Here is a 22,037-nt window from a genome sequence, read left to right as displayed (position 1 = left end):
GCTAGTGCGTGCCGCCCCGGGAGGTCACCAGGACGCGGGCGGGATCCTCGGGGCTCGACGGCGGGAGGGCGGCGGGGTCGCGGCGCGGGCGACGCCACCGGGGCAGCGCGTAGAGGCCGGGCACCCAGCGGGTGAGCCGGTGCACCGCGAGCGAGCAGCCGACGGCGAGCAGCACGAGCACGGGGGTCAGCAGCCGGAGCACGATCACCGGGGGCCGCTCGTCGACGTACACGTAGGTCGTGAACAGGCGCGCCAGCACCATGAGCGGGAAGAAGTGGAGCACGTAGACCGGCAGCGTCGAGCGGCCCAGCCAGGCCAGGACGTCGAAGACCCGGGAGCGGGCGAGGAGCACGGAGAGGCCGATGCCGGCCGTCAGGGCCAGGAGGCTGAGGCCCGGTCGCACGCCCGGCACGAGCAGCAGCTCGCGCTGGATGGCCGTGGTGACCAGCAGCGCCCACGTCGCCAGGACGGTGAGCGTCACGAGCGGGGTCACCCGCGGGGCCAGCCGCAGGAGCCGCGGCCCGAGGCGCACGGCGGCGAGGAAGTAGACGAGGTGCCCGCCGATCTTGGCGACGACGGGGTCGTGGGAGAGCGCCCACGCGCTGCTGAAGTAGACCGCCATCGCGGCGGCGGGCAGCAGCTGGACCAGCACCGGGAGGCGTCGGGTCGCCCACGCCACGAGGAAGTACACGCCGAGGGCGAGGAGGAACCACAGGTGGTCGTGGGGCGCCCGGAAGGCGTCCACGGTCCTCGACCAGCTGACACCCGGCCCGGGCTCGCCGGAGGCCGTGACGTAGCCGAAGACGACCGTCGACAGCAGCACCCACACGACGTAGAGCCACAGCAGGTTCGCGACGCGCCGTGACCAGAGCTCCGGGAGCCGCAGGGCGAGCACCTTCGCCGCGAAGACCCCCGAGACGGTGAAGAACAGCGGCATGCGCAGGCCGTCGAGCGGGATGGCGAGGCGCCGCCACGGCCCGGCGAGCTCCTGCAGGTCGAGCACGATCGCCGCGTGGAACCAGACGACCAGGAGGATCGAGATGCCCTTGGCGATGTCGATCCAGCCCGCCCGGGACGCGGTCTCGCCGGGATTCATCCGGTGGGTCTCCTCGGGTGGACGGCGCGCAGTGCGATACCCCCGTGAAATAGCGCGACGAGGCCGCCGACAATGCGGACGGAATGCGGTGGACGTGGCGACCGTACAAGGTGTTGTCCCAGTTCAGCGCCCTGAAGAATGCCATTTTCGAATCCTTGAGGATCATTTCTGCAATGCATGGGAATGCGCCCCCATGTGTCGTGGGGATAGGCGCCCACAGGTGATGGGGAATTGCTCCCACGACGCCTCGACGGCTTTCCACATGCCGTCGAGAACCGTCGTTCGAGCCGTTTCGGGAGATGGGATCGCCGCCCCACGACCGACGGCCGGAGGCGCCGCACACCCCGAGGGGTGGGGGTGGGCGGGGACGTCCGGGCAACCGTGGGGTCATGGACCTGGGAATCTCTGGACGCACCGCACTCGTCACCGGTGGTGACTCCGGCATCGGCTGGCACACCGCACGGCTCCTGCTCGAGGAGGGCGCCACCGTCGTCCTCACCGACCAGGACGCCGACGACCTCGCCGAGGCCGCCGGCAAGCTCGACGCCCCGGAGGGCCGTCTCCACCACGTGGCTGCCGACCTCGCGACGGAGGAGGGGGTGCTGGCGCTGCGCGACGCCGTGCTCGGCAAGGTCGACACGATCGACGTGCTCGTGCACGCCGCCGGGATCACGGGTGCGCAGGGCCTCTTCCACGAGATCGACGACGCCGGCTGGACCGACACGTTCGCCATCGACCTGCTCGCACCCATCCGCATCACCCGGGCGTTCCTGCCGCAGCTGCGCGATGGCGGCTGGGGCCGGATCGTCTACCTCGCGAGCGAGGACGCCGTGCAGCCGTACGACGACGAGCTGCCCTACTGCGCCGCCAAGGCCGGGGTGCTCGCCTTCGCCAAGGGGCTCTCCCGCTCGTACGCCGAGGAGGGCCTCCTCGTGAACTGCGTGTCGCCCGCCTTCATCCACACGCCGATGACCGACGCGATGATGGAGAAGCGGGCCGACGAGCTCGGGGTGTCGTTCGACGAGGCGATCGAGTCGTTCCTCGACGAGGAGCGCCCCTACATGGAGCTCGGCCGTCGCGGGAAGCCCGAGGAGGTCGCCGACGTGGTGACCTTCCTCTGCTCCGACCGGGCCTCGTTCGTCAACGGCTCGAACTACCGCGTCGACTCGGGCTCGGTCGCCACGATCTGAGCGGGTTCACCGACGTCCGCTCGCGCGGACGCGCCGTGGGCCTCACCCGTCGTACCCGGCCGGTCGCTCCCCAGGACCACCGGACGGGTACGACGGGTCAGGACCCGGTGCGCGCCCCCACGGCGGCGGTGACGTCGTCGACGAAGGCCTCGACGCCCGGCGACGCGGCGATCGCCAGGCCGATCCGGCCGCTGGCCTCGGCGTACCCACGGTCACCCAGGACCCGGCCGACGGCCTCGCGGACCGCCGGGACGGTCGGGGTGCTGGTGCGCAGGTCGATGCCGACGCCCGACCAGCCCACCCGGGCGGACGTCTCGACCTTGTCCTCCGAGTCGCCGGCGATCACGATCGGCAGGCCGTGCTCCATGGCGTGGTGGAGCCCGCCGTACCCGCCGTTCGTGACCAGCACGTCGGTGAGGGGCAGGAGCACGTCGTACGGCAGGAACTCGGCGGCCAGCGCGTTCGCGGGCAGCGGCGGCAGCTCGCTGAGCGGCCTCCCGCCCGTGGACACGACCACGGTGACGTCGGCCTCGGCCAGCGCCTCCAGGGTCGGGCCCACGAGCTCGGAGAAGTCCGTGTTGGCCACGGTTCCCTGGGTGACGTGGACGACCGGCCGACCCCCGTCCAACCGGTCGATCCACGTCGGCGGCTCCACGTCGCTGACCGTCATCCGGGTCAGCGGGCCGTAGAACCGCAGCTTGTCGGGCGCATCGCTGCGCGGGAACTCGAACTCGGGCACGGTGAACTGCGCCAGCAGGTCCGAGGAGCGGAGGAGGTCCATGAAGAACCGGCCGTGGAGCGCGGGTGCGCCCATGCGGGCCAGCATCGCGTCGGCCGCGCGGTGCACCGGCCGCAGCACGACCCGGGTGGCCACCGTGGCGAGCACGCGGTTGCGCAGCCGGTTGAGGCCGGGGTGGCGCAGCGGCGCCAGGCCCATGCCGTACGGCGGGGTGTCGCGGCTGGAGAGCCCGAGCGGGATGATGCCGCACATGGCGGTGAAGGGACGCGCGTCGGCAGGCAGCCGGAAGAGCGCCTGCACGCCGACGAACGTGGGCTCGTGGATCACCGCGTCGGCCGGCTCGGCGGCCAGCAGGGCGAGCAGCGCGTCGCCCGCGGCGGGTGCCGGGGCGAGGAACGCGTCGGCCACGCCCGTGTTGATCGCGTCGCGCCCCCGGGTGCGCGGCCCGGCTCCGATCGCGTCGAGCGTGTCGGCCTCGGCGGGCAGCGCGACGAAGTCCACCTGCGCGTCCCGGACGAGCGCCTCGTACCGTGCTCCCGTGAGGAACCGCACCCGCCAGCCCCGCGCGAGCAGGGCGCGCGCGACCACCAGCAGAGGGCGCACGTGTCCCTCGGCAGGCATGCTGCAGATGACGGCGCTGGGCATCGGGAGGGGTCCTGGAGGGGTCGGGGGAGGGGCGGTGGGAGATACCATGTCTATTCGACACATCACCGTAGTATCCAACCGTGCCTGACGTCGACGGAACGGGGAAGCCCGTCGTCGGGTCACCGCGTCGCAAGTACGACGCGCCGCGGCGCCGCGAGCAGGCCGCGCGCACCCGGGAGGCCGTCCACAGCGCGGCGTTCGAGCTCTTCAGCGCCCACGGCTACACGCGCACGACGCTGGCCGACGTGGCGAGGGCGGCAGGGGTCTCGGTCGAGACGGTCCAGAAGTACGGGCCCAAGGCGCAGCTGCTCGACGGCGCCCGCCGGATGGGCGTGCTCGGCTCGATGGACCTCGCCAGCATCCTGGACGCACCGGTGATGGAGGCCGTGCTCGCCGCGGACGACCTCGCCGGCGCCGTCGACGCGCTCGTCGAGTTCTACAGCGTCAACACCCGCCTCACCGCCGGGTTCTGGCGGGCGTGGAAGGCGGCGACGAACGTCGACCCGGTCGTCAACGAGCTCTGGGAGCGCGAGATCCGCTCGGGCCGCGCCGCGTTCCGCACCGGTGTCGAGGTCGTGCGGCCGCGGGGCTGGCTGCGCACGGACGTGGACGACCACGAGCTCGCGGCCACGCTGTGGCTCCTGGTGTCGGTGGAGACCTACACGCGGATGACCGTCGACGCCGGGCTCGACGAGCAGAGCTTCCGCAACTGGCTGCGCCGCTCGCTCATGGAGCAGCTCGGCGGGCTCAGCCGGTGAGCCGCGCCGTCCGGCGGTAGGCGCTGGGGCTCACGCCGTACCGGCGCTTGAAGGCGACGCTGAACGTGAACGGGCTCTCGTAGCCGACGCGGCGCCCCACGGAGGCCACGGTCGCGGCGGGGTCGGCGAGCTGCTCGCTCGCGAGGCTCATCCGCCACTCCGCGAGGTAGCGCATCGGCGGTGTGCCGACGCCGGCGCTGAACCGGGCGGCCAGCGTGGCCCGGGAGACGGCCAGGCGCCGGGCGAGGGAGGCGACGGTCCACGGCTCGGCGGGGTCGTCGTGCAGCAGGGCGAGCGCGGCGGTGACCACGGGGTCGCCGCGCACGAGCCACGACGCGGGCCGCTCCGACGGGTGCGCCGCCAGCCACGCCCGGGTCGACGCCACGAGCAGCAGGTCGACCAGGCGGTCGAGCACCGTGGAGCGGGCCACCTCGTCGCGGCCCAGCTCGGTGTCGAGCAGCGTCAGCAGCGCGGCCTGCGACGGGTCGGCCGCGTCGCGTCGTACGACGGCCAGCGGCGGCAGCGCGATGGTGGCCAGGCGTCCGATGTCGCCGCCGCGCTCGTAGGTCGCGAGGAGCATCTGCGTCTCGCCGTCGTCGGCGTTGCCCCAGCGGTGGAGGCCCCGGCTGAGCGTGACGTGCACCGGCTCGCCGTCGAGGGTCGTGCACACCTGGCCGGGCCCGATGCGCACCGTCGGGTCGCCGCCGGCCCGGTCGCCGATCCGGTACGGCGCGGGGCCGCGCGCGAGGAGGACGTCGCCGGCCGCCAGGGTGCGGGTCGCCGGACGGCCGTCGGCGTCGAGGCCCTCGACGACCGCCTCTCCCCGGGTCAGCGCCACCAGGGCGAGGGCGGCGCCGTCGCGGACGTCGATGCCCCAGGGGGCCGTCATCGAGACGCCGAGGGTGAACGCGCGGACCGCCCGGGGGCCGTCGAGGAACTGGCTGAGGGGGTCCACGGCCCTGACGCTAGACGATCTGACAAGGATCGGCGACGAACAGTCATTCAGCGTCCGGCCACCGTCAGGTGGACTGGCGTCATGACCTCTCCCCAGGCAGTCGCCCCGTGAACGCCCTCTCCGTCGCCGCCGTCGCCACCGGGGTCGGGGCCGCCGCCGTGGGCGGGGTCTACGCGGCGTTCTCGGCGATGGTCGTGCCGGCGCTGCGACGCCTCGAGCCGGCGGCGGCCACGGCCGCGATGCAGGAGATCAACGTGCGGGCCGAGCGGGGGCCGTTCATCGTGCTCTTCGTCGGGTCGGCGCTGGCCGCGGTGGCCCTGGGAGCGCTGGCGCTGCGGCCGGGGTCGGACGACCCGGTCGAGGTGCGGCACGTCGTCGCCGCCGGGCTGGTGCTGGGGAGCGTGGCGATCACGGTGGTGGGCAACGTGCCGCTGAACGACCGGCTGGCGGCGCAGGGAGCGTCGTACTGGGTCGAGTACGTGGGCACGTGGACGCACCTCAACACCGTGCGGGCACTGCTGGCCCTCGGGGCCGTGGGGGTGCTGGTGCGGTGAGGCTCAGCCGAGCGTCGACCAGTACCACCAGAACGCCTCGGTGATCATCGCGACGACGACGAGGTAGACGAGCACGATGCCGAGCAGCGACCAGGATCGCAGGAACCGGACCGCGCCGGAGCGGGCCACGCCCTCACCGAGCACGCCGGCCTCGGCGTTGCGGAGCGTCACGTGCCAGGCCAGCGGGATCATCACTGCCCACACGACCATGCAGTAGGGGCAGAGCGCGCCGATGACGTAGATGCTCTGCACCACCAGCCAGCCGACGAACGCGATGCCGAGCACGACGCCGACCTGCAGGCCGGCCCAGTACCAGCGCGACAGCCGGGCGCCGCCGAGCAGGGCCGCCCCGACCGCGGCCACGACCGGGAAGGCCGCGAGCCCGATGAGAGGGTTCGAGAACCCGAAGACGCTCGCCTGGTCGGTCTGCATGACCGACCCGCACGACAGCACCGGGTTGAAGCTGCAGGAGGGCACGTAGGAGGGGTCGGCGAGCAGCTTCATCCGCTCGATGACCAGCGTGAACGCCGCGACGGCGCCGATCAGGCCGCCGACCAGCATCAGCCAGCCGAGCCGCCGGTCGCGGGCCTCGTCGGCCCACTCCGCCAGCTCGTCGTCGGTGAGCTCGTCCCCGCGCTCGTCGCGGTGGTCGAGGTCGTCGTCGTACGTCGTGCTCATGCGCGCTCCACGCGTCGAATGTAGCGCCGGTGGTGGAGCCGGGCCGGGGTCCGGGGCCGTCAGCTGCGTCCCGTGAGCCGCGCCATGATCCCGGTGTAGCGCGTCGGGAGGGCCCGGGCGAGGAGGTCGGGGACGACCGCGGACATGCCGATCAGCACCCGGGCCTTGCGCGTGTGCACGGCGTCGAGGATCTGCGTGGCCGCCTTGTCGGCGGGGAACGTCAGCAGCTTCTCGAACGACTCCTTGCCCTTGCGCGCCTGCTCGGGCGTCGCCGAGGCCGCCACCATCGCGGTCTGGGCGATGCGCGTGCGGATGCCGCCGGGGTGGATGGTGCTGACGCCGATGCCCTCGGGCTCGAGCTCCTGGCGCAGCACCTCGCTGAAGCCGCGCAGGGCGAACTTGCTGGCGGCGTACGCCGACTGCCCCGGCACCGCGATGAGGCCGAAGAGGCTGGAGACGTTGACGACGTGGCTGCCGGGGGTCTGCTGGAGCGAGGGCAGGAGCAGGCGGGTGAGCGTCACGGGGGCGCGGAAGTTGATGGCGAGGACCGTGTCGTACTCGTCCGCCGTGAGGTCGGTGAAGCGGCCGCCCGCCGCGATGCCGGCGTTGTTGACGAGCAGCGCGACCTTCGGTGCGACGGCCAGGATCCGCTCGACGAGGCCCGCGAGGGCCTCGATGTCGGAGAGGTCGGCGACCTCGGTGTGCACCTGCGTCCGAGGGTGCGCCGACGAGATCGCGGCGGCGACGCCGGCGAGCCGGTCGCCGTCGCGGTCGACGAGCACGAGGTGGCTGCCGCGCTCGGCGAGCTGGTGGGCCATCTGCTCGCCCATCCCGCTGGCCGCCCCGGTGAGGACGACGTGGGCACCGGTGAACGTGAATCGAGGGAGAGCCATGGCGGCAGTCTGGCGCGCCGCGTCGTACGGCGACTTGCCCGCGCGCGACGAGTTCTTGCCCCGGCGCGACAGGAGCTGCGGGTCAGTCGGGGTGTGCGGCGGTCTCGGGTGACCCGCCCTGCGCGCGCTCGGTGGCCCAATCGCGGCGCCGGTAGTGCTGGACCATGGCCACGACGAGTACCAGGTATCCGAGGCCGACCGCCAGGTCCAGGACGAGGAAGCCGTCGTAGGGGTACTGGTCTGCGGCGATGCGGACGAGCGACTTCACGGTCCAGTAGAGGCCGAGCACCAGCTGCCCGACGATCAGCACTCGCAACGCCTTCGGACTCACGGCCCCACCCCCCTCGATCTCGGGTGCCTAGGCTAGCGGCGTGGCGGACTACGACCGACGGCTCGTCGACCTCTACGACGAGGACAACCCCGACGGGCCCGATCACGACTTCTACCGGGCGCTCGCCGACGAGCTGGACGCCCACGCGGTCGTGGACCTGGGCTGCGGCACAGGGATGCTCACCGTCTCGCTGGCCCGCGGGGGCCGGACGGTCGTCGGTGTCGACCCGTCCTCGACGATGCTCGACCTGGCCCGCAGCCGCCCCGGTAGCGGTGCGGTGGACTGGCGCCACGGCGACAGTCGCGCGATCCCGGCCGGCCGGTTCGACTACGCCGTGATGACCGGCAACGTCGCCCAGCACGTGCCCGAGGCCGACTGGGCGCGCACCCTGGCGGACCTGGCCGCCGCCCTCCGGTCCGGCGGTGTGCTGGCCTTCGAGAGCCGCAACCCCGCGGCGCGGGCCTGGGAGACCTGGACGACGGCGCCCACCACCCGCCCGACCGTGCACGGGCCGCTCGTCGAGTGGTCCGAGGCCGAGCAGGTCGCCCCCGGTGTCGTCCGGCTCGTCGCTCGCAACGCGTTCCCCGACGGCGAGACCGTCACGGAGGAGCTGCTGCTCCACTTCCGCGGACGCGACGAGATCGAGCGCGACCTGACGGCCGCCGGCTTCGAGGTCGAGGCGGTGTACGGCGACTGGGCCCGGGGCCCGCTGACGGAGACCTCCGCCGTGATGGTGGTCGTGGCCCGCGCGCGGTAGCTGGAGTCGTCGGACCGGCGGGCATATTGCATCCAATTCTCTCGGATTGCATACTTCGGTCGTGCTTTCCCACCTCGCGAACCCCGCCGCCTTCACGCCGCCCGCAGGCCACACCACCCGTCCCACGTTGGAGGGCTGGTTCGGGATGGCGGCGTCGACGCACTGGCTCGCCACCGCCTCGGCGCAGTCGGTGCTCGAGCGGGGCGGCAACGCGTACGACGCGGCGGTCGCCGCCGCCTTCGTGCTCCACGCCGTCGAGCCGCACCTCAACGGACCGGGTGGCGACATGGTCGCCCTGGTGGCTCCCGCCGGCCGGGCGCCGGTCGTCGTCGACGGCCAGGGGCCGGCGCCGTCCGGCGCGACCATCGAGCACATGCTCGGTGAGGGACTCACCGAGGTGCCGGGCAGCGGCGCGCTCGCGGCGGCGGTCCCCGGTGCCGTCCCGGCGCTCCTGCACGTGCTGCGGGAGCACGGCACCTGGGATCTCGACGACGTGTGGGCCTATGCGCTCGCCTACCTCGACGACGGGCACCCCGCCGGGGCACAGCTGAGCTCGGTCATCGCGACCATGGCCGACCACTTCCGCGAGCACTGGCCCTCCTCGGCTGCGCTGTGGCTGCGTGACGGCGGCCCCCCGCGGGTCGGTGACGTGGTGACCAACGCCGCGTACGCGGCCACGCTGCGGCGCCTGCTGGCGTCGGCGCCCCGGGGAGGCGACCGCGCGGCCCGCATCGACGCCGTGCTCGAGGAGTGGCGGAGCGGGTTCGTGGCGGCCGCGGCCGTCGACGTCGCCGCGACGCGCCACCGACACTCCTCGGGCGGGGAACACGTCGGCGTGATCGGGCGGGAGGACTTCGCCGCCGCCGCGGTGCGCACGGAGGAGCCGCTGTCCGTCGACTTCCGGGGCGTCACGGTGCACAAGGCCGGCTTCTGGACCCAGGGCCCCGTCCTGCTGCAGGCGCTCGCGATCCTCGACCACTTCCCCGACGACCACGTGGACCCGTCGACGGCCCTCGGTGTCCACACCGTGGCCGAGGCGCTGAAGCTCGCCATGGCCGACCGGGACACCTACTACGGCGACGCGGTCGAGCGGACCGCCCACGTCGACCCCCGGACCGTCCTGCTCTCCCCGGCCTACGCAGCCGCTCGAGCGGCCCAGATCGCGGAGACGGCGTCGCGCGAGCACCGACCGGGCGACGTGCCCGGCCTCACGGCCTGGAGGGCGCCCCTCACACGCGCCGGCGGGAGCGCGGCCGGTATCGGCACGGGCGAGCCGACGGTGGCGCGCGACGGACGCACTCGCGGCGACACCTGCCACGTCGACGTGGTCGACCGGCACGGCAACATGGCGTCGCTGACCCCCTCGGGCGGATGGCTCCAGTCGTCGCCGACGATCCCGTCCCTCGGCTTCTGCCTGGGGACCCGGCTGCAGATGACCTGGCTCGACGCGGCGAGCCCGTCGGCCCTCCGGCCGGGCACCCGGCCTCGGACGACGCTGAGCCCCACCCTCCTCAGCCGCTCCGGCGTGGCCACCAGCGCGCTCGGCACCCCGGGCGGGGACCAGCAGGACCAGTGGCAGCTCCTCTACCTGCTGCGCACGATCGTGGGCGGGCACACGCCGCAGCAGGCGATCGACGCCCCCGCCTTCCACACCACGGCCCTGGTCGGCTCGTTCTGGCCCCGGGAGTGGTCGCCGGCCGGTCTCGTGGTCGAGGACCGCCTCGGTGTCGCGGTCGTGGCCGAGCTCGAGCGGCGGGGGCACGCGGTGACGGTTGCGGACGGCTGGAGCCTCGGTCGGCTCTCCGCCGTGACCCGGGATCCCGTCACCGGGCGTCTCGGCGCGGCGGCGAACGCACGCGGTGCCCAGGGCTACGCGGCCGGGCGGTGACCAGGATGGGGACCCGCCCCGCCGCGGACGTGCCCGCGTCCGCCCGAGCGGCGACGACGACGGTCGGGCTCATGCTCGTCCTCACCTTCTCCACCGGGGTCGCGGACGCGATCGGCTACCTGGCGCTCGACAAGGTCTTCACCGGCAACATGACGGGCAACGTGGTCATCCTCGGGATGGGCGTGGCCGGTGAGGACGGACTTCCGGTGGCCGGTCCGCTCGTCGCGCTGGCGGCCTTCATGGTCGGCGCGGCGGTCGGTGGCCGCGCGCAGCGCGGCGTCCCGGTCGGGTGGCGGACGAGGACGACCGTCCTCCTCGTCGTCGTCGCGGCGGTCTTCGCCGGCACGGCCGGCTACGCCGCGGCCAGGCCCACGTCGTACGGGCACACGGAGGGCCTCGTGGTGGCAGGCGTCATCGCCACCGCGATGGGCCTGCAGGCGGCCGTGGCCCGGCACGTCGGGGTCAAGGACGTGACGACCGTCGTCGTGACCTCGACCATCACCGGCCTCGCTGCGGACTCGAGGCTCGGGTCCGGTGCGGGTCAGCCCTGGGTACGACGCGCGTGCGCGGTCGTCGCCATCGGGGCCGGCGCCCTGGTCGGCGCCCTCACCCTCCGCGTGCACCCGGCCGTCGGTATCGCGACGTCCGCCGCGCTCACGGTCGGAGTGGCTGCGGTCGGCTGGTGGGTGCACCGTGACGGTCCCACCGTCCCGCGGCGCTGATCGCGGTGGGAGTCGACAGGGAGCCCGTGCCCGGTCGCTCAGCCCTCGCGGCTCGCGCCCTGGTTCTCGACCCAGCGCGCCATCGCCTCGGCGGAGGACCGGACGTGACGCGTCATCGCCCGACGGGCGCGCGCGCCGTCGCCCGCGTTGATCGCCTCCGCGATCTGCCGGTGCTCCTGCGAGTTCTGGCGCAGCAGGCGCGAGTTGCCGGCGTACGCCGCGAACGCGGAGTTGCGGGGCAGCCGTCGGCTGATCTCGGCGATCGTCAGGCTGAGCTGTCGGCTGGCCGCGGCCTCCAGGATCACGCCGTGGAAGTCCTCGTTGGCCTCGGCCCACAGCCGGGAGGTCTCCTGGGCGCCAACGGGGTCGGACGTGTCGTGCGCCGCGACGGCGCGGTCGTAGCGGTCCCAGGCGGAGTTCAGCCGTCGCAGCTGCTCGTCGTCGATCAGCTCGGCGGCGAGCTCGGCCGCCAGTCCCTCGAGCTCTCCGCGCACGGCGCCCAGCTCTCGGATGTCGCGGCCGCTGTGGCCGTTGACCCGGGCGCCGCGGTTGGGCGTGATCGTCACGACACCCTGGGCGTGGAGCACGCGGAGGGCCTCCCGCACGGGGGTCCGGCTCACCCCGAACTCCTCCGCGACGGCGGTGTGCCGGATCCAGCTGCCCACGGGGATCGTCCCGGACAGGATCCGACGCAGCAGCTCGTCGGCGAGCTTCTCGCCGAGCGCGCCATCGGTGTCGCCGGTCTCGCTGGTCGCGGGCTCGGTGGCCAAGGCTGGGACCTCCTGGGGCACGGGGCCCGTCGTGGTCGGGGGTGCGCCCCCGCGGCGAGGCTCGCCCGTCGGACTCGCCGACCGCAGTTTTGCATCCAATCCGAGCGCACGACCAGTCCCCCCACCATCGGCCTTCTGCGGGTGGCCCCGTGACGCGGCAGCGCCGGACCGTCCCCTGCTGGGCGATGGTGCCGACGCCGTTCACGCCCGACGGGGCGAGCCTCGACGTCGCGTCGCTCGAGCGGCTGGCGACCTCGCTTCTCGACGACGGGTGCGCGGGTCTCGTCGCGCTGGGGGTGATCGCGGAGCCCGGCACCCTCGCGGAGGAGGAGCGTCGCGAGGTCGTCTCGCGGCTGGCGGCGCTGACGCGGCCGCGAGGGGCGGGCCTGGTGGTGAGCGTGCTCGCGCTCGGCACCGACGACGCCGTCACGCAGGTACGTCGGTCGGAGGAGCTCCGGTCGGGAGCCGACGCCGTCCTCGTGCCCGTCGTCTCGGGCGACCACCGCGAGCTGCGCCGTCACCTCCGGGCGGTGCACGCCGCGGCCGACCTGCCGGTCGTCGTGCAGGACCTGCCGCGCTCGACCGGCATCACCATCGGCGTCGACGGGCTGCTCCGCGCGCTGGACGGCCTGGACTTCGTCCCCGCGGTCAAGTGCGAGTCGCCGCCGACCTTCGCCGCCGTGGCGGCGCTGGCGCGTCACAGCGACGTCGTCCCGATGTCGGGCATGGGTGGTCTGGGCCTCGTCGCCGACCTGCACGCCGGCGCGCGGGCCGTCGCACTGGGGGCCACGCCCACGCGCGCCCTCGTGGGCGCGGTGGGGGACTGGGAGCGCGGCGACGTGGCGGCCAGCCTGGCCGCGGTGGGGCGGGTGGCGGCGAGGTGCCACGTGGAGACGCAGCCCGGTGCGGCGATCGCCATCCGCAAGGAGCACTGGCGCCGGGAGGGCCTCATCGCCAGCGCCGCCGTACGCCGCCCGACAGCGCCGTGGGACCCGCAGCTCGCCGGGCTCTCCGACCTGCTGGGCGTCGGCCCCCGCTCCTGAGCGCGGCGCGGGCGATTGTCACGGGGAGCGAACAGATCCGGCACACCCCTTGCCTCGGAGACCGAACCGGCGCAAACTGCATCCAATCTTGTTGTATCGCATCCAATCCAGAAGGTGGCGTCGTGAGCTCAGCACTGCAGCCGGAACCGGTCGACACCGCCAGGGGCCTCCGGCGCAACACCATCGGAGCGTTCGGCCTGACCTTCATGGTGGTGGCCGCCGCAGCCCCGCTCACCGCGATGGCCTCCAACATCTCGCTGAGCCTGGCGTTCGGCGTCGGGGGCGGCACGGTCGGGCTGCTCGTCGTCGTGGCCGCACTGCTCGCCGTCTTCGCTGCGGCGTACGTCGCCCTGAGCCGCCACGTCACCAACGCCGGCGCCTACTACGCCTTCATCGGGTTCGGGCTGGGCCGGGCGACCGGGGCCGGTGCGGCGTTCGTCGCCACGGTCGCCTACAACATGGCGGCCGGCGGCATGATCGCAGCGACCGGCTACTTCGCGGGGGTGACCGCGGAGGCCTACCTCGGCGTCGATCTGCCCTGGTACGCCTACGGCGTCGTCGCGCTGGGGCTGACGGCCTACCTCGGTCGCCGCGGGGTCGACGTCGCGCAGCGCCTGACGACCGGTGTCTCGCTGCTGCAGTTCGCCGTCATCATCGTGCTGGGCCTGGCGGTGCTCGTCCAGCGGCCCGGTGGGTGGGACCTGGGCGTCTTCACGCCCGGCCAGATGTTCGACGGCAACGTCGCCATGACGCTGGTCTTCTGCATCCTCTCCTTCGTCGGCTTCGAGGCGACCGCGATCTACGGCGAGGAGGCCCGGGTCGCACGACGCTCCATCCGCGTCGCGACCTACACGTCGATCGCCCTCCTGGTCGGCATCTTCGTGTTCTCGACCTGGTCGATCGTGGCGGCCTTCGACGACGTCCGTGCCGCCGCGGCCGCCGACCCGGGATCACTGGTCTTCCGGACTGCCGACGCCTACCTGGGCTCCTGGTCGGGAGGCCTGCTCTCGACGATGGTCACGGTCAGCTTCCTCGCCGCTGGCGTCGCCTTCCACAACATGGCCGCGCGCTACCACTACTCGCTCGGGCGCTCGGGCCTGCTTCCCCGCGCGCTCGCCACGACCCACCCGCGCCATGGCACCCCCCACCGCAGCAGCGCCCTGCAGATCGGGCTCTCGATCGTGATGCTCGTGCCGTTCGCCGTCTCGGGGGCCGACCCGATCCTCAACCTCTTCCCGGCCGTCTCCGGCATCACCAGCATCTCCCTCACGTCGCTGATGATCGGCTGCTGCCTCAGCATCGTCGTGGCCGGTCGTCGCGGCCTCCTCCCGGAGAGCGCCTGGGTCACGCTCGTCGCCCCGGTCGTCGCGGGCGTCGGCATGATCGTGATCTGCGTGATCATCCTGACGAACTACCAGGAGGTCACCGGCAGCACCTCGCTCGTGATCGCGGCGATGCCGTTGCTGCCGCTGGCGGCCGGGGTGTACGGCGCCGTGGCCTACTCGGTGCGGGCGCGACGCGACGGGGAGATCGACATCGATGCATCCTGAGACCACCCGACGCCCGGACCCCGAGGAGGTCACCGTGCGACCGCACCCGGACGACCTGATGCCACCCCTCGACCTCGAGGCCGTCGTCGACCCGCGCCTGGTGGAGATCCCGCCCGTCGAGGTGCTGCCCGGGACACGCAGCCACTTCCGTCTCCGGTACGCGGTGGTGCAGGGCTGGCGACCGCTCGAGCTCGACCTGCACCTGCCCCTCGGAGCGGACGTGGGCACCGGACCGCACCCGGTGGTCGTCTACGTGCACGGGGGCTCGTTCCTCGCCGGCGTCCCGGCGATGGGACCGTGGACGAGCCTCCCGGCCCACGGGGTCGCGGTCGCCTCTGTCTCCTACCGTCTCTCGGGCGAGGCCCCCTTCCCTGCCGCGGTCGAGGACGTCCGGGCCGCGCTGACCTGGGTGGCGGGCAACGCCGGACGCTTCGGGCTCGATCTCGACCGTCTCGCGCTCTGGGGCAGCTCGGCCGGCGGATACCTGGCGGCCCTGGTCGCCCTCACCCACGGTCGGCCCCTGGGTCGGGTGTCCGATCGTGCGGCGCAGCCGTCCCCGAGGGTCGGCGCGGTCGTCGCCCACTACCCGGTGAGCAGCCCGGCGGACCTGCGGGGCGACGCGACCCTCTCCTCGCCGGCGGAGGACGACGCGCTCGCCACTGTCATGGCCCAGTTCTTCGACGGCTCCGCCGGCGCCGTACCGACATCGCTGGTGGACCACATCAGCACCCCGGCGCCCGGGGACGACGCGCTGCCCCCGTTCCTCGTCCTCCACGGCGACGCCGACCGGAGGGTCGACCTGCAGCAGTCACGACGGCTCGTCGCGGCGCTCCGGGACCGCGCCGTCCCGGCGCACCTCGAGGTGGTGCCCGGGGCCGACCACGGTGCGGACGTCTTCGCGTCCGCGCCCCTCGTGCGCCAGGCCCTCGACTTCCTCGAGGCCTCCTGGGCCGGCGGTGCCGCCGCCGCGGACCCGCGACCGTGACGGCCCGACCCCGCCTCCCCGCGACGCCGCCCCACCGAACCCCGACCTCGCAAGGAACACCCATGGACGTCCTCATCTCCGGCGCCAGCATCGCCGGGCTCGCCTCCGCCCACTGGCTCGCACGGGCAGGTCACACGGTCACCGTCGTCGAGCGCGCCGACGGTCTGCGCAGCGGGGGCGTCTCCATCGACGTCCGGGAGGAGGCGGTCGAGGTCGCGCGACGGATGGGGGTGCTCGACGAGATCCAGGAACGTCGCGTGCCGCACGAGGACGTGTACCGCTTCGTCGACGAGTCGGGGACGACCCAGGCCGAGCTGCGACCCGCCGCCGACGTCTACGAGAGCTCGGACGACGTCGAGATCTCCCGCGACGTGCTCGGCGAGATCCTCCGGGCCGCGGTGCCGGACAGCGTGACCTTCCGGTTCGACACGTGGATCGCGGCGATCGCCGACGGACCCGACGGCGGCCCGGTCGTGGTGACGCTCAGCGACGGCAGCACGAGCCGGTTCGACCTGGTGGTCGGCGCCGACGGCATGCACTCGAACGTGCGGGAGCTGGTGTTCGGTGCCGAGAAGCAGTTCGTGCACCACCTCGGCCTCTACGTCTCGATCGCCAAGCGCTGCCGGACCGTGCGGGTCGAGACCGGATCCGAGGTGCTCAACACCCCCGGCCGCATGGTGATGCTCCGCAGCGACGGCACGTCGACCTCCGCCCTGCTCGGGTTCCGGTCCGAGTGGCTGGACCACGACTTCCGCGACGCCTCGGCGCAGCGTGAGATCGTCCGGCGGGCGTTCGAGGGGATGGACGGCTGGGTCGCGCCCCAGGCGGTCTCCGAGGTGCTGGACGCCGACGACTTCTACTTCGACTCCGTGAGCCAGATCCGCATGTCGTCGTGGTCGCGCGGCCGGTGCGTGCTGGTCGGGGACGCGGCGTACTGCGCCTCCTTCTTCTCCGGGATGGGCACGACGCTCGCCATGGTCGGCGCCCACGCGCTCGCGCTCGCTCTCGACACCGCCGGCGGCGACCTGCCGGCGGCCCTCGCGGGCTACGACGACCGCATGCGTCCGTTGGTCGACCGCGCCCAGGCCATCGCCGGGCAGGGAGCCGCGTTGCTGTTCCCGCCGACCCGGGCCGCCATCGAGGAGCGCAACGCCGGCCTGCGCGCCGCCGCGCGCGTCTGACCGTCCTCCCGAGCGTCCCACCCTCACCCCCTCCACCCAGAAGAGAGCGCCCGCCATGCCCCCCGTCGCCACCGCGACCGCCCGTCAGCTGCCCGACCCGCTCACGTCCGAGCAGCTGATCACCTGCAGCGACCCGGCGACCGGCCTGCGCGCCGTCATCGCCATCGACAGCACCGACCTCGGTCCCGGTCTCGGTGGTGTCCGGATGAAGGCGTACCCCTCGTTCTGGGCCGGCGCGCTCGAGGCGCAGCGGCTCGCACGCGCGATGACCTACAAGAACGCGCTGGCCGGCCTGCCGTACGGCGGGGCCAAGTCGGTCGTGCTCGACGACGGCGACCACCGCAACCGGCGGGAGCGGCTCGTGCGCTTCGGCGAGCTCGTCGCGCGTCTGGGCGGTGCCTACCTGCCGGGCGTCGACATGGGCACGACGACCGAGGACCTGGCGCTCATGGCGACGGCCGGCGCACCGTCCACCTGCTCGACCGACGATCCGTCCCCGTGGACCGCGCTCGGTGTCTTCCACGCCATCCGCGCGGCGACGGTGCACCAGCTGGGCTCCGACGGGGTGCAGGACGTCGAGGTCCTCGTCCAGGGGGTCGGCAACGTGGGAGCCGCCCTCGCGCGGCTGCTGGTCGACCACGGCGCGCGGGTCACCGTCACCGACCTCGACGCCGATCGAGCCGAGCGGGTGGCGCACGAGATCGACGGCCGTGCCATCGCAGCCGACGAGGTCCTCACCCACGCCACCGACGTCTTCGCCCCCTGCGCGGCGGCACGCGTGGTCACCCGAGCGGCGATCCCCGGTCTCCGCTGCCGCATCGTGGCCGGGGGCGCCAACGACACCCTCGAGGACGACGCCTGCGCGGACGACCTCCACTCTGCCGGCATCCTCTACGTCCCGGACTTCGTGGCCAATGCCGGTGGCGTGATCCACATCCACTCGCTCGTCGCGGGGTGGCCCGCCGACGAGCTGGGGCCCGCGCTCGGCCGGATCGCCGACCGCGTCGGCAGCGTGCTGGCCGACGCCCGCGAGCGGGGCACCACGCCGCTCGCCGCTGCCCACGACCAGGCACGCGCGCTCGTGCGGGACGCTCGATCCCGCCCGACGCCCCGCTGACGAGACGCACGACCACCGCCCGACCCACCCGTCGCCACGAGACACGAGGAGCCCACCGTGGGAGAGACCACCAAGAAGCCTGCGCCCGGCCAGACGCAGGGCGCCGGGACCGGACCCGTGTTCGACCCGCAGACCTACGCCGACGAGCTGCGCGACGTGCGGGAGAACCGTCGCATCGGCACGCGCATCTGGTTCGAGAACGACCGGGTCCAGGTGTGGGACCTCTCGCTCCAGCCCGGTGAGCGGCTGCCGTTCCACTGCCACGACCAGGACTACTTCTGGACCGTCACCGACCCCGGACGGGTCCTTCAGCGCTACGACGACGGCACGAGCCGTGTCGTCGACGTCGAGGTGGGGCACACCAACTTCCTCACCTACGCGGGCGACCAGTGCACCGTGCACGACCTCGAGAACGTCGGCGACACCTTCGTCCGGTGCGTGACCGTCGTGCTCAAGGACCCCGGGGCGGTCTCGACGATCGACTGAGCAGCTGACCGGTCAGCCCCCGCGCCGTACCTCCCGCGGCGAGCTGTCCCACCACCTCCGCGCGGCGCGCGACAGCGCGGACTGCTCGGCGAACCCCACGAGGTGCGCCACCTGACCCACCGGGAGGTCGGTGGTGGTGAGCAGGCGGCGGGCGGTGTGGCGTCGTACGTCGTCGACCACCGCTCCGAACGTCGTGCCCTCGGCCTCGAGGCGGCGCTGCAGGGTGCGGGGGTGCACCGCCAGCAGGGCGGCGACGGCGCCGACCTCGACGGGTCGGGTGCCGAGGGACTCCTGCACCGCGGCCCGGACCCGGGGGGCCAGGTCGGCGGCGACCGTCGGCGCCTGCTCGGCGAGGAAGGCGAGGGCGAGCTGGCGCATGTTCTCGTTGACCGTGCCGATCGGGTGGTCCATGAGGTTCCGGGGCATCCGCAGCACCGCCGCCGGCACGTCCCGCCGGACCCGCACCGGCGCGCCAAAGAACGCCTCGTGCACCCCCGCGGGCGCGGCGGGCCGGTAGGGCAGGTCGACGCTGCGCAGGCCGTACGGGCCGCCGGCGAGGTAGAGGATCGTCCGGTGCAGGAACGCCAGCCCGCTGTCGGTGCCCTGCACGGGCCCGGCGGCCGTGGCGGGGCCGTAGAGCAGGGCGCTGACGCCGCGGTCGCCGGCCGGGTCGGGCGCGACGGTGAGGGTGAGCGACCGGCTGTGCACGAAGAGGTAGCGGGTCGTGCACTCGAGCGCGTCGCCCAGCGTGGGGGAGTGCTGGATGGCCACCGCGAGCGAGCCCAGCATCGTGATGTCCTGCCGCGCCGCGATGCGCAGCCCGAGGTCGGGGCAGTCGAGGGTGTGGGCGGCCAGCTCGAGGATGGTGGCGGCGCCGCGCTCGGTGATGAGCAGGTCGTCGCGGTCGAGGGCCTCCACCGGCACCTCGGCCGACCGTGCCAGCCGCTCGGCGTCGCCGCCGAGCTCGGCCACGGTGGCCCGCAGGCCCCGCAGGCAGGCCGATCGGATGTGTCCCATGGGCGCCTCCTGTCACGCTGAGACAAGACTATGTCGCACTCGGGCAAGTTCTGTACGGCGCGCGCGGCGCAGACTCGACGTCATGAGCACCTCCACGCCCGCCGATCCGACCTCGTCCGCCGAGTCCGCTGCCGACACGCAGGGCACGCCCGAGCACGTCGACGTCGTCGTCGTCGGTGCCGGTCTCTCCGGGGTCGGCGCCGCCTACCGCCTCCAGACCGAGCGGCCGGGCACGACGTACGCGATCCTCGAGGCCCGCGACGACCTCGGCGGCACGTGGGACCTCTTCCGCTACCCGGGCGTGCGCTCCGACTCCGACATGTACACGCTGGGCTACGGCTTCAAGCCCTGGAAGGACGGCCGCTCGCTGGCCGACGGCGCGTCGATCCTCGACTACATCCGCGAGACCGCCGACGAGTTCGGCATCGAGCGCCACATCCGCTACGCCAGCAAGGTCGTCGGCGCCGACTTCGACACGGCCGCCGCCCGCTGGACGCTCACGCTGGAGGACACGCACTCCGGGGAGCGGCGCACGATGACGTGCGGCTTCCTCTACTCCTGCGCGGGCTACTACGACTACGACAACCCCCACGACCCCGTCTTCGAGGGCACCGAGTCGTTCGCCGGCGAGGTCGTGCACCCGCAGTTCTGGCCCGAGGACCTCGACTACGCCGGCAAGCGCGTCGTCGTCATCGGCTCCGGCGCCACCGCGGTCACGCTCGTGCCGTCGATGCTGAAGGGCGAGGGCGCCGCGGCCCACGTGACGATGCTGCAGCGCACCCCCACCTGGATCAGCGCGGTGCCGAGCCGCGACAAGAAGGCCGACCGCATCAAGGCGGTGCTGCCCGAGGGCGTCGCCCACCACGTCGTGCGCGCCAAGAACATCGCGTTCAGCACGGCGTTCTACCAGTTCTGCCGCCGCCGCCCGGCGACCGCGCGCAAGCTGCTCACGGGCATGGCGACGAAGATCCTCGGCGACGAGCAGCTGGTCGCCGACCACTTCACGCCGCCGTACGACCCGTGGGACCAGCGCCTGTGCGCCATCCCGTCCGGCGACCTCTTCCGGGCCATCAAGGCGGGCGACGCCGACGTCGTCACGAACCACGTCGACCGCCTGGTGCCCGAGGGGGTCCGCCTGCGCTCCGGCGAGGTGATCGAGGCCGACGTCGTGGTCACCGCGACCGGTCTGCGGCTGCTGGCCTTCGGCGGCATCGAGCCGTACGTCGACGGTCACCGCGTCGAGCTCTCCGAGGAGTTCGTGTGGAACGGCGCGATGATGACCGGGGTCCCGAACTTCGCCGTCTGCATCGGCTACACCAACGCCTCGTGGACGCTGCGGGCCGACCTCACCCACCGCCTCGTGTGCAAGGTGCTGGGCTGGATGGAGAAGCGCGGCCACGACGTCGTCGCCCCCCGCCCCGACGGCGACCTCGAGCCGCAGCCGCTGCTCGACCTCGCCGCCGGCTACGTGCAGCGCTCCATCGGCTCGTTCCCGCGCCAGGGCGACCGCCGCCCCTGGCAGGTGCGCCAGAACTACGTGCTCGACTCGCTCCACACGCTGCGCACCGACCTCGACCGCACGCTCGCGCCGGTCACCGCCGCCACCCCCGTCACCGACGACGGCGCGCTGGTCGGGGCCGACGCGTGAGCGCCCGCACCTGGGCCCCCGACCTCCTCGGCGACGGCTACGCCCAGCACACGATCGAGCTCGGCACCGACCCCGACGGCGAGGGCGAGATCGCGGCGGTGCTCGTGCGCCGTACCGTGCGCGACGACGAACGGCCCACGGGCGCCGTGCTCTACGTGCACGGCTTCTCCGACTACTTCTTCCAGGTCGAGCTGGCGGACTTCTTCGCCGAGCGCGGCATGGCGTTCTTCGGCCTCGACCTGCGCAAGTGCGGACGCTCGCGGCGCCCCGGGCAGACCGCCCACTACGCCTCCGACCTCGTCCAGTACGACGAGGAGCTCGAGGCGAGCATCGCCGCGATCGCGGAGTCCCACCCCGGCCTCCCGGTCACGGTCGTCGCGCACTCGACGGGCGGGCTCATCACGCCGCTCTGGCTCGACCGGCGGCGCCGCGAGCGCCGTACCGAGCCCGTCGCCGCCCTCGTGCTCAACAGCCCCTGGTTCGACCTGCAGGGCAAGCCCGTCATGCGCGGGCCGGTCACCTGGGGTCTCCGCGGCGCGTCGCGGGTGCGCCCGTTCCGGCCGCTCGACCTGCCCGACAGCGTCTACGGCTCCACGCTGCACACGAGCGGCACGGGGGAGTGGGAGTTCGACGTCGACCTCAAGCCCGTGACGACGTTCCCCATAACGGTGGGGTGGCTCAACGCCGTACGGCGCGGGCACGCCCGGCTGCACCGGGGCCTCGACGTCGGGGTGCCGTCGCTGGTGCTGCGCTCCGACAAGACGCACTGGTCACGGCGCTACACCGACGCCAGCGACCGCGCCGACACCGTGCTCGACGTGCGCCAGATCGCCCGGTGGGCGGGCTGCCTCGGCGGCGAGACCACCGTCGTGCCGATCACCGACGCCCGCCACGACGTCTTCCTGTCGCTGAAGGAGCCGCGCGAGGCGGCGTACGGCGTCGTCGACGAATGGCTCTCGCGTCACGCGGCCACGGGCTACGCGGCGCCGTAGACCGGGCTGTGTGCACGATCCTGGTGCTTTGCGCTCTGAATT

Annotated in this window: 22 protein-coding genes; 14 read left to right on the top strand and 8 right to left on the bottom strand. The window is 73.5% G+C overall.

The window, feature by feature from the left end; translation table 11 throughout:
* Position 1: 1 nt before the first annotated feature.
* Positions 2–1,096 (bottom strand): acyltransferase family protein, encoded by a 1,095-nt coding sequence (locus tag K329_RS0118880; RefSeq protein WP_028474265.1) that lies wholly within the window; start codon positions 1,094–1,096, stop codon positions 2–4.
* A gap of 389 nt (positions 1,097–1,485) precedes the next feature.
* On the opposite strand from K329_RS0118880, the gene K329_RS0118875 reads away from it, so the two are divergent.
* On the top strand, positions 1,486–2,286 hold the full coding sequence (locus K329_RS0118875; protein ID WP_028474264.1) for an SDR family NAD(P)-dependent oxidoreductase: 801 nt from the start codon (positions 1,486–1,488) through the stop codon (positions 2,284–2,286).
* A 97-nt stretch (positions 2,287–2,383) separates the two neighbouring features.
* Here K329_RS0118875 and K329_RS0118870 read toward each other — a convergent pair whose 3' ends face one another.
* Positions 2,384–3,646 (bottom strand): nucleotide disphospho-sugar-binding domain-containing protein, encoded by a 1,263-nt coding sequence (locus tag K329_RS0118870; RefSeq protein WP_211225910.1) that lies wholly within the window; start codon positions 3,644–3,646, stop codon positions 2,384–2,386.
* 104 nt (positions 3,647–3,750) lie between these two features.
* Between K329_RS0118870 and K329_RS29875 the strand changes: the two genes are divergently transcribed.
* On the top strand, positions 3,751–4,428 hold the full coding sequence (locus K329_RS29875) for a TetR/AcrR family transcriptional regulator (RefSeq protein ID WP_052337115.1): 678 nt from the start codon (positions 3,751–3,753) through the stop codon (positions 4,426–4,428).
* On the opposite strand, the gene K329_RS0118860 is transcribed toward K329_RS29875, so the two are convergent.
* On the bottom strand, positions 4,418–5,383 hold the full coding sequence (locus K329_RS0118860; RefSeq protein WP_028474262.1) for a helix-turn-helix transcriptional regulator: 966 nt from the start codon (positions 5,381–5,383) through the stop codon (positions 4,418–4,420). The two genes, K329_RS29875 and K329_RS0118860, sit on opposite strands and share 11 nt — an antisense overlap.
* Before the next feature lie 107 nt (positions 5,384–5,490).
* Here K329_RS0118860 and K329_RS0118855 point away from each other — a divergent pair, with 107 nt between their 5' ends.
* Positions 5,491–5,937, top strand: coding sequence for an anthrone oxygenase family protein (locus tag K329_RS0118855; protein WP_028474261.1), 447 nt, complete (start codon positions 5,491–5,493; stop codon positions 5,935–5,937).
* Between the two features lie 3 nt (positions 5,938–5,940).
* Here K329_RS0118855 and K329_RS0118850 read toward each other — a convergent pair whose 3' ends face one another.
* The 3 genes from K329_RS0118850 to K329_RS0118840 all read right to left on the bottom strand — a co-directional run bounded on the left by K329_RS0118850 (position 5,941) and on the right by K329_RS0118840 (position 7,839).
* Complete coding sequence (locus K329_RS0118850) at positions 5,941–6,615, bottom strand: vitamin K epoxide reductase family protein (protein WP_052337114.1); 675 nt, start codon at positions 6,613–6,615, stop codon at positions 5,941–5,943.
* Between the two features lie 59 nt (positions 6,616–6,674).
* Positions 6,675–7,508, bottom strand: a complete 834-nt coding sequence (locus K329_RS0118845; RefSeq protein ID WP_028474259.1) for an SDR family NAD(P)-dependent oxidoreductase — start codon at positions 7,506–7,508, stop codon at positions 6,675–6,677.
* An 82-nt stretch (positions 7,509–7,590) separates the two neighbouring features.
* A complete protein-coding gene (locus K329_RS0118840; protein WP_157571825.1) occupies positions 7,591–7,839 on the bottom strand; it encodes a hypothetical protein in 249 nt (82 codons plus the stop codon).
* A 40-nt stretch (positions 7,840–7,879) separates the two neighbouring features.
* Here K329_RS0118840 and K329_RS0118835 point away from each other — a divergent pair, with 40 nt between their 5' ends.
* The 3 genes from K329_RS0118835 (at position 7,880) to K329_RS0118825 (ending at position 11,206) form a co-directional block, all read left to right on the top strand.
* On the top strand, positions 7,880–8,596 hold the full coding sequence (locus K329_RS0118835) for a class I SAM-dependent methyltransferase (protein WP_028474257.1): 717 nt from the start codon (positions 7,880–7,882) through the stop codon (positions 8,594–8,596).
* A 61-nt stretch (positions 8,597–8,657) separates the two neighbouring features.
* Positions 8,658–10,484, top strand: a complete 1,827-nt coding sequence (locus tag K329_RS0118830) for a gamma-glutamyltransferase (RefSeq protein ID WP_028474256.1) — start codon at positions 8,658–8,660, stop codon at positions 10,482–10,484.
* 5 nt (positions 10,485–10,489) lie between these two features.
* Entirely contained in the window at positions 10,490–11,206 is a 717-nt protein-coding gene (locus K329_RS0118825; RefSeq protein WP_043644219.1) for a YoaK family protein, read from the top strand.
* 38 nt (positions 11,207–11,244) lie between these two features.
* Here the strand turns inward: K329_RS0118825 and K329_RS28005 are convergent, their stop codons facing one another.
* Positions 11,245–11,976, bottom strand: coding sequence for a GntR family transcriptional regulator (locus K329_RS28005; RefSeq protein ID WP_052337112.1), 732 nt, complete (start codon positions 11,974–11,976; stop codon positions 11,245–11,247).
* A gap of 149 nt (positions 11,977–12,125) precedes the next feature.
* Between K329_RS28005 and K329_RS0118815 the strand changes: the two genes are divergently transcribed.
* The 6 genes from K329_RS0118815 (at position 12,126) to K329_RS27995 (ending at position 18,338) form a co-directional block, all read left to right on the top strand.
* Positions 12,126–13,019, top strand: a complete 894-nt coding sequence (locus K329_RS0118815; RefSeq protein ID WP_157571824.1) for a dihydrodipicolinate synthase family protein — start codon at positions 12,126–12,128, stop codon at positions 13,017–13,019.
* 122 nt (positions 13,020–13,141) lie between these two features.
* A complete protein-coding gene (locus tag K329_RS0118810; RefSeq protein WP_211225909.1) occupies positions 13,142–14,569 on the top strand; it encodes an APC family permease in 1,428 nt (475 codons plus the stop codon).
* 34 nt (positions 14,570–14,603) lie between these two features.
* Positions 14,604–15,554, top strand: coding sequence for an alpha/beta hydrolase (locus tag K329_RS28000; protein WP_052337111.1), 951 nt, complete (start codon positions 14,604–14,606; stop codon positions 15,552–15,554).
* 62 nt (positions 15,555–15,616) lie between these two features.
* Positions 15,617–16,735: an FAD-dependent monooxygenase gene (locus tag K329_RS0118800; protein ID WP_028474252.1), complete on the top strand. Its 1,119-nt coding sequence runs from the start codon at positions 15,617–15,619 to the stop codon at positions 16,733–16,735.
* A gap of 55 nt (positions 16,736–16,790) precedes the next feature.
* Positions 16,791–17,852: a Glu/Leu/Phe/Val dehydrogenase dimerization domain-containing protein gene (locus tag K329_RS0118795; protein WP_043644217.1), complete on the top strand. Its 1,062-nt coding sequence runs from the start codon at positions 16,791–16,793 to the stop codon at positions 17,850–17,852.
* 57 nt (positions 17,853–17,909) lie between these two features.
* Positions 17,910–18,338 carry a cupin domain-containing protein gene (locus K329_RS27995; RefSeq protein WP_052337110.1) on the top strand — a complete coding sequence of 143 codons (429 nt, stop codon included), beginning with the start codon at positions 17,910–17,912 and terminating at the stop codon, positions 18,336–18,338.
* Positions 18,339–18,350: 12 nt separating this feature from the next.
* On the opposite strand, the gene K329_RS0118785 is transcribed toward K329_RS27995, so the two are convergent.
* The gene (locus tag K329_RS0118785; protein ID WP_028474250.1) at positions 18,351–19,355 is read right to left on the bottom strand and encodes an AraC family transcriptional regulator; all 1,005 of its coding nucleotides are present in this window, start codon (positions 19,353–19,355) and stop codon (positions 18,351–18,353) included.
* Positions 19,356–19,437: 82 nt separating this feature from the next.
* Here K329_RS0118785 and K329_RS31070 point away from each other — a divergent pair, with 82 nt between their 5' ends.
* Positions 19,438–21,003 carry a flavin-containing monooxygenase gene (locus K329_RS31070; RefSeq protein WP_052337109.1) on the top strand — a complete coding sequence of 522 codons (1,566 nt, stop codon included), beginning with the start codon at positions 19,438–19,440 and terminating at the stop codon, positions 21,001–21,003.
* Complete coding sequence (locus tag K329_RS31065) at positions 21,000–21,995, top strand: alpha/beta hydrolase (protein WP_028474249.1); 996 nt, start codon at positions 21,000–21,002, stop codon at positions 21,993–21,995. The genes K329_RS31070 and K329_RS31065 overlap by 4 nt, the downstream gene beginning before the upstream one ends.
* The last annotated feature ends 42 nt before the right edge of the window (positions 21,996–22,037 follow it).

This window comes from Nocardioides alkalitolerans DSM 16699 (assembly GCF_000426525.1).
In the GTDB taxonomy this organism is placed as follows: Bacteria; Actinomycetota; Actinomycetes; order Propionibacteriales; family Nocardioidaceae; genus Nocardioides; species Nocardioides alkalitolerans.
The sequence above is the reverse complement of the archived record's forward strand: the minus strand, read 5'-3'. Positions and strand labels throughout refer to the sequence as shown.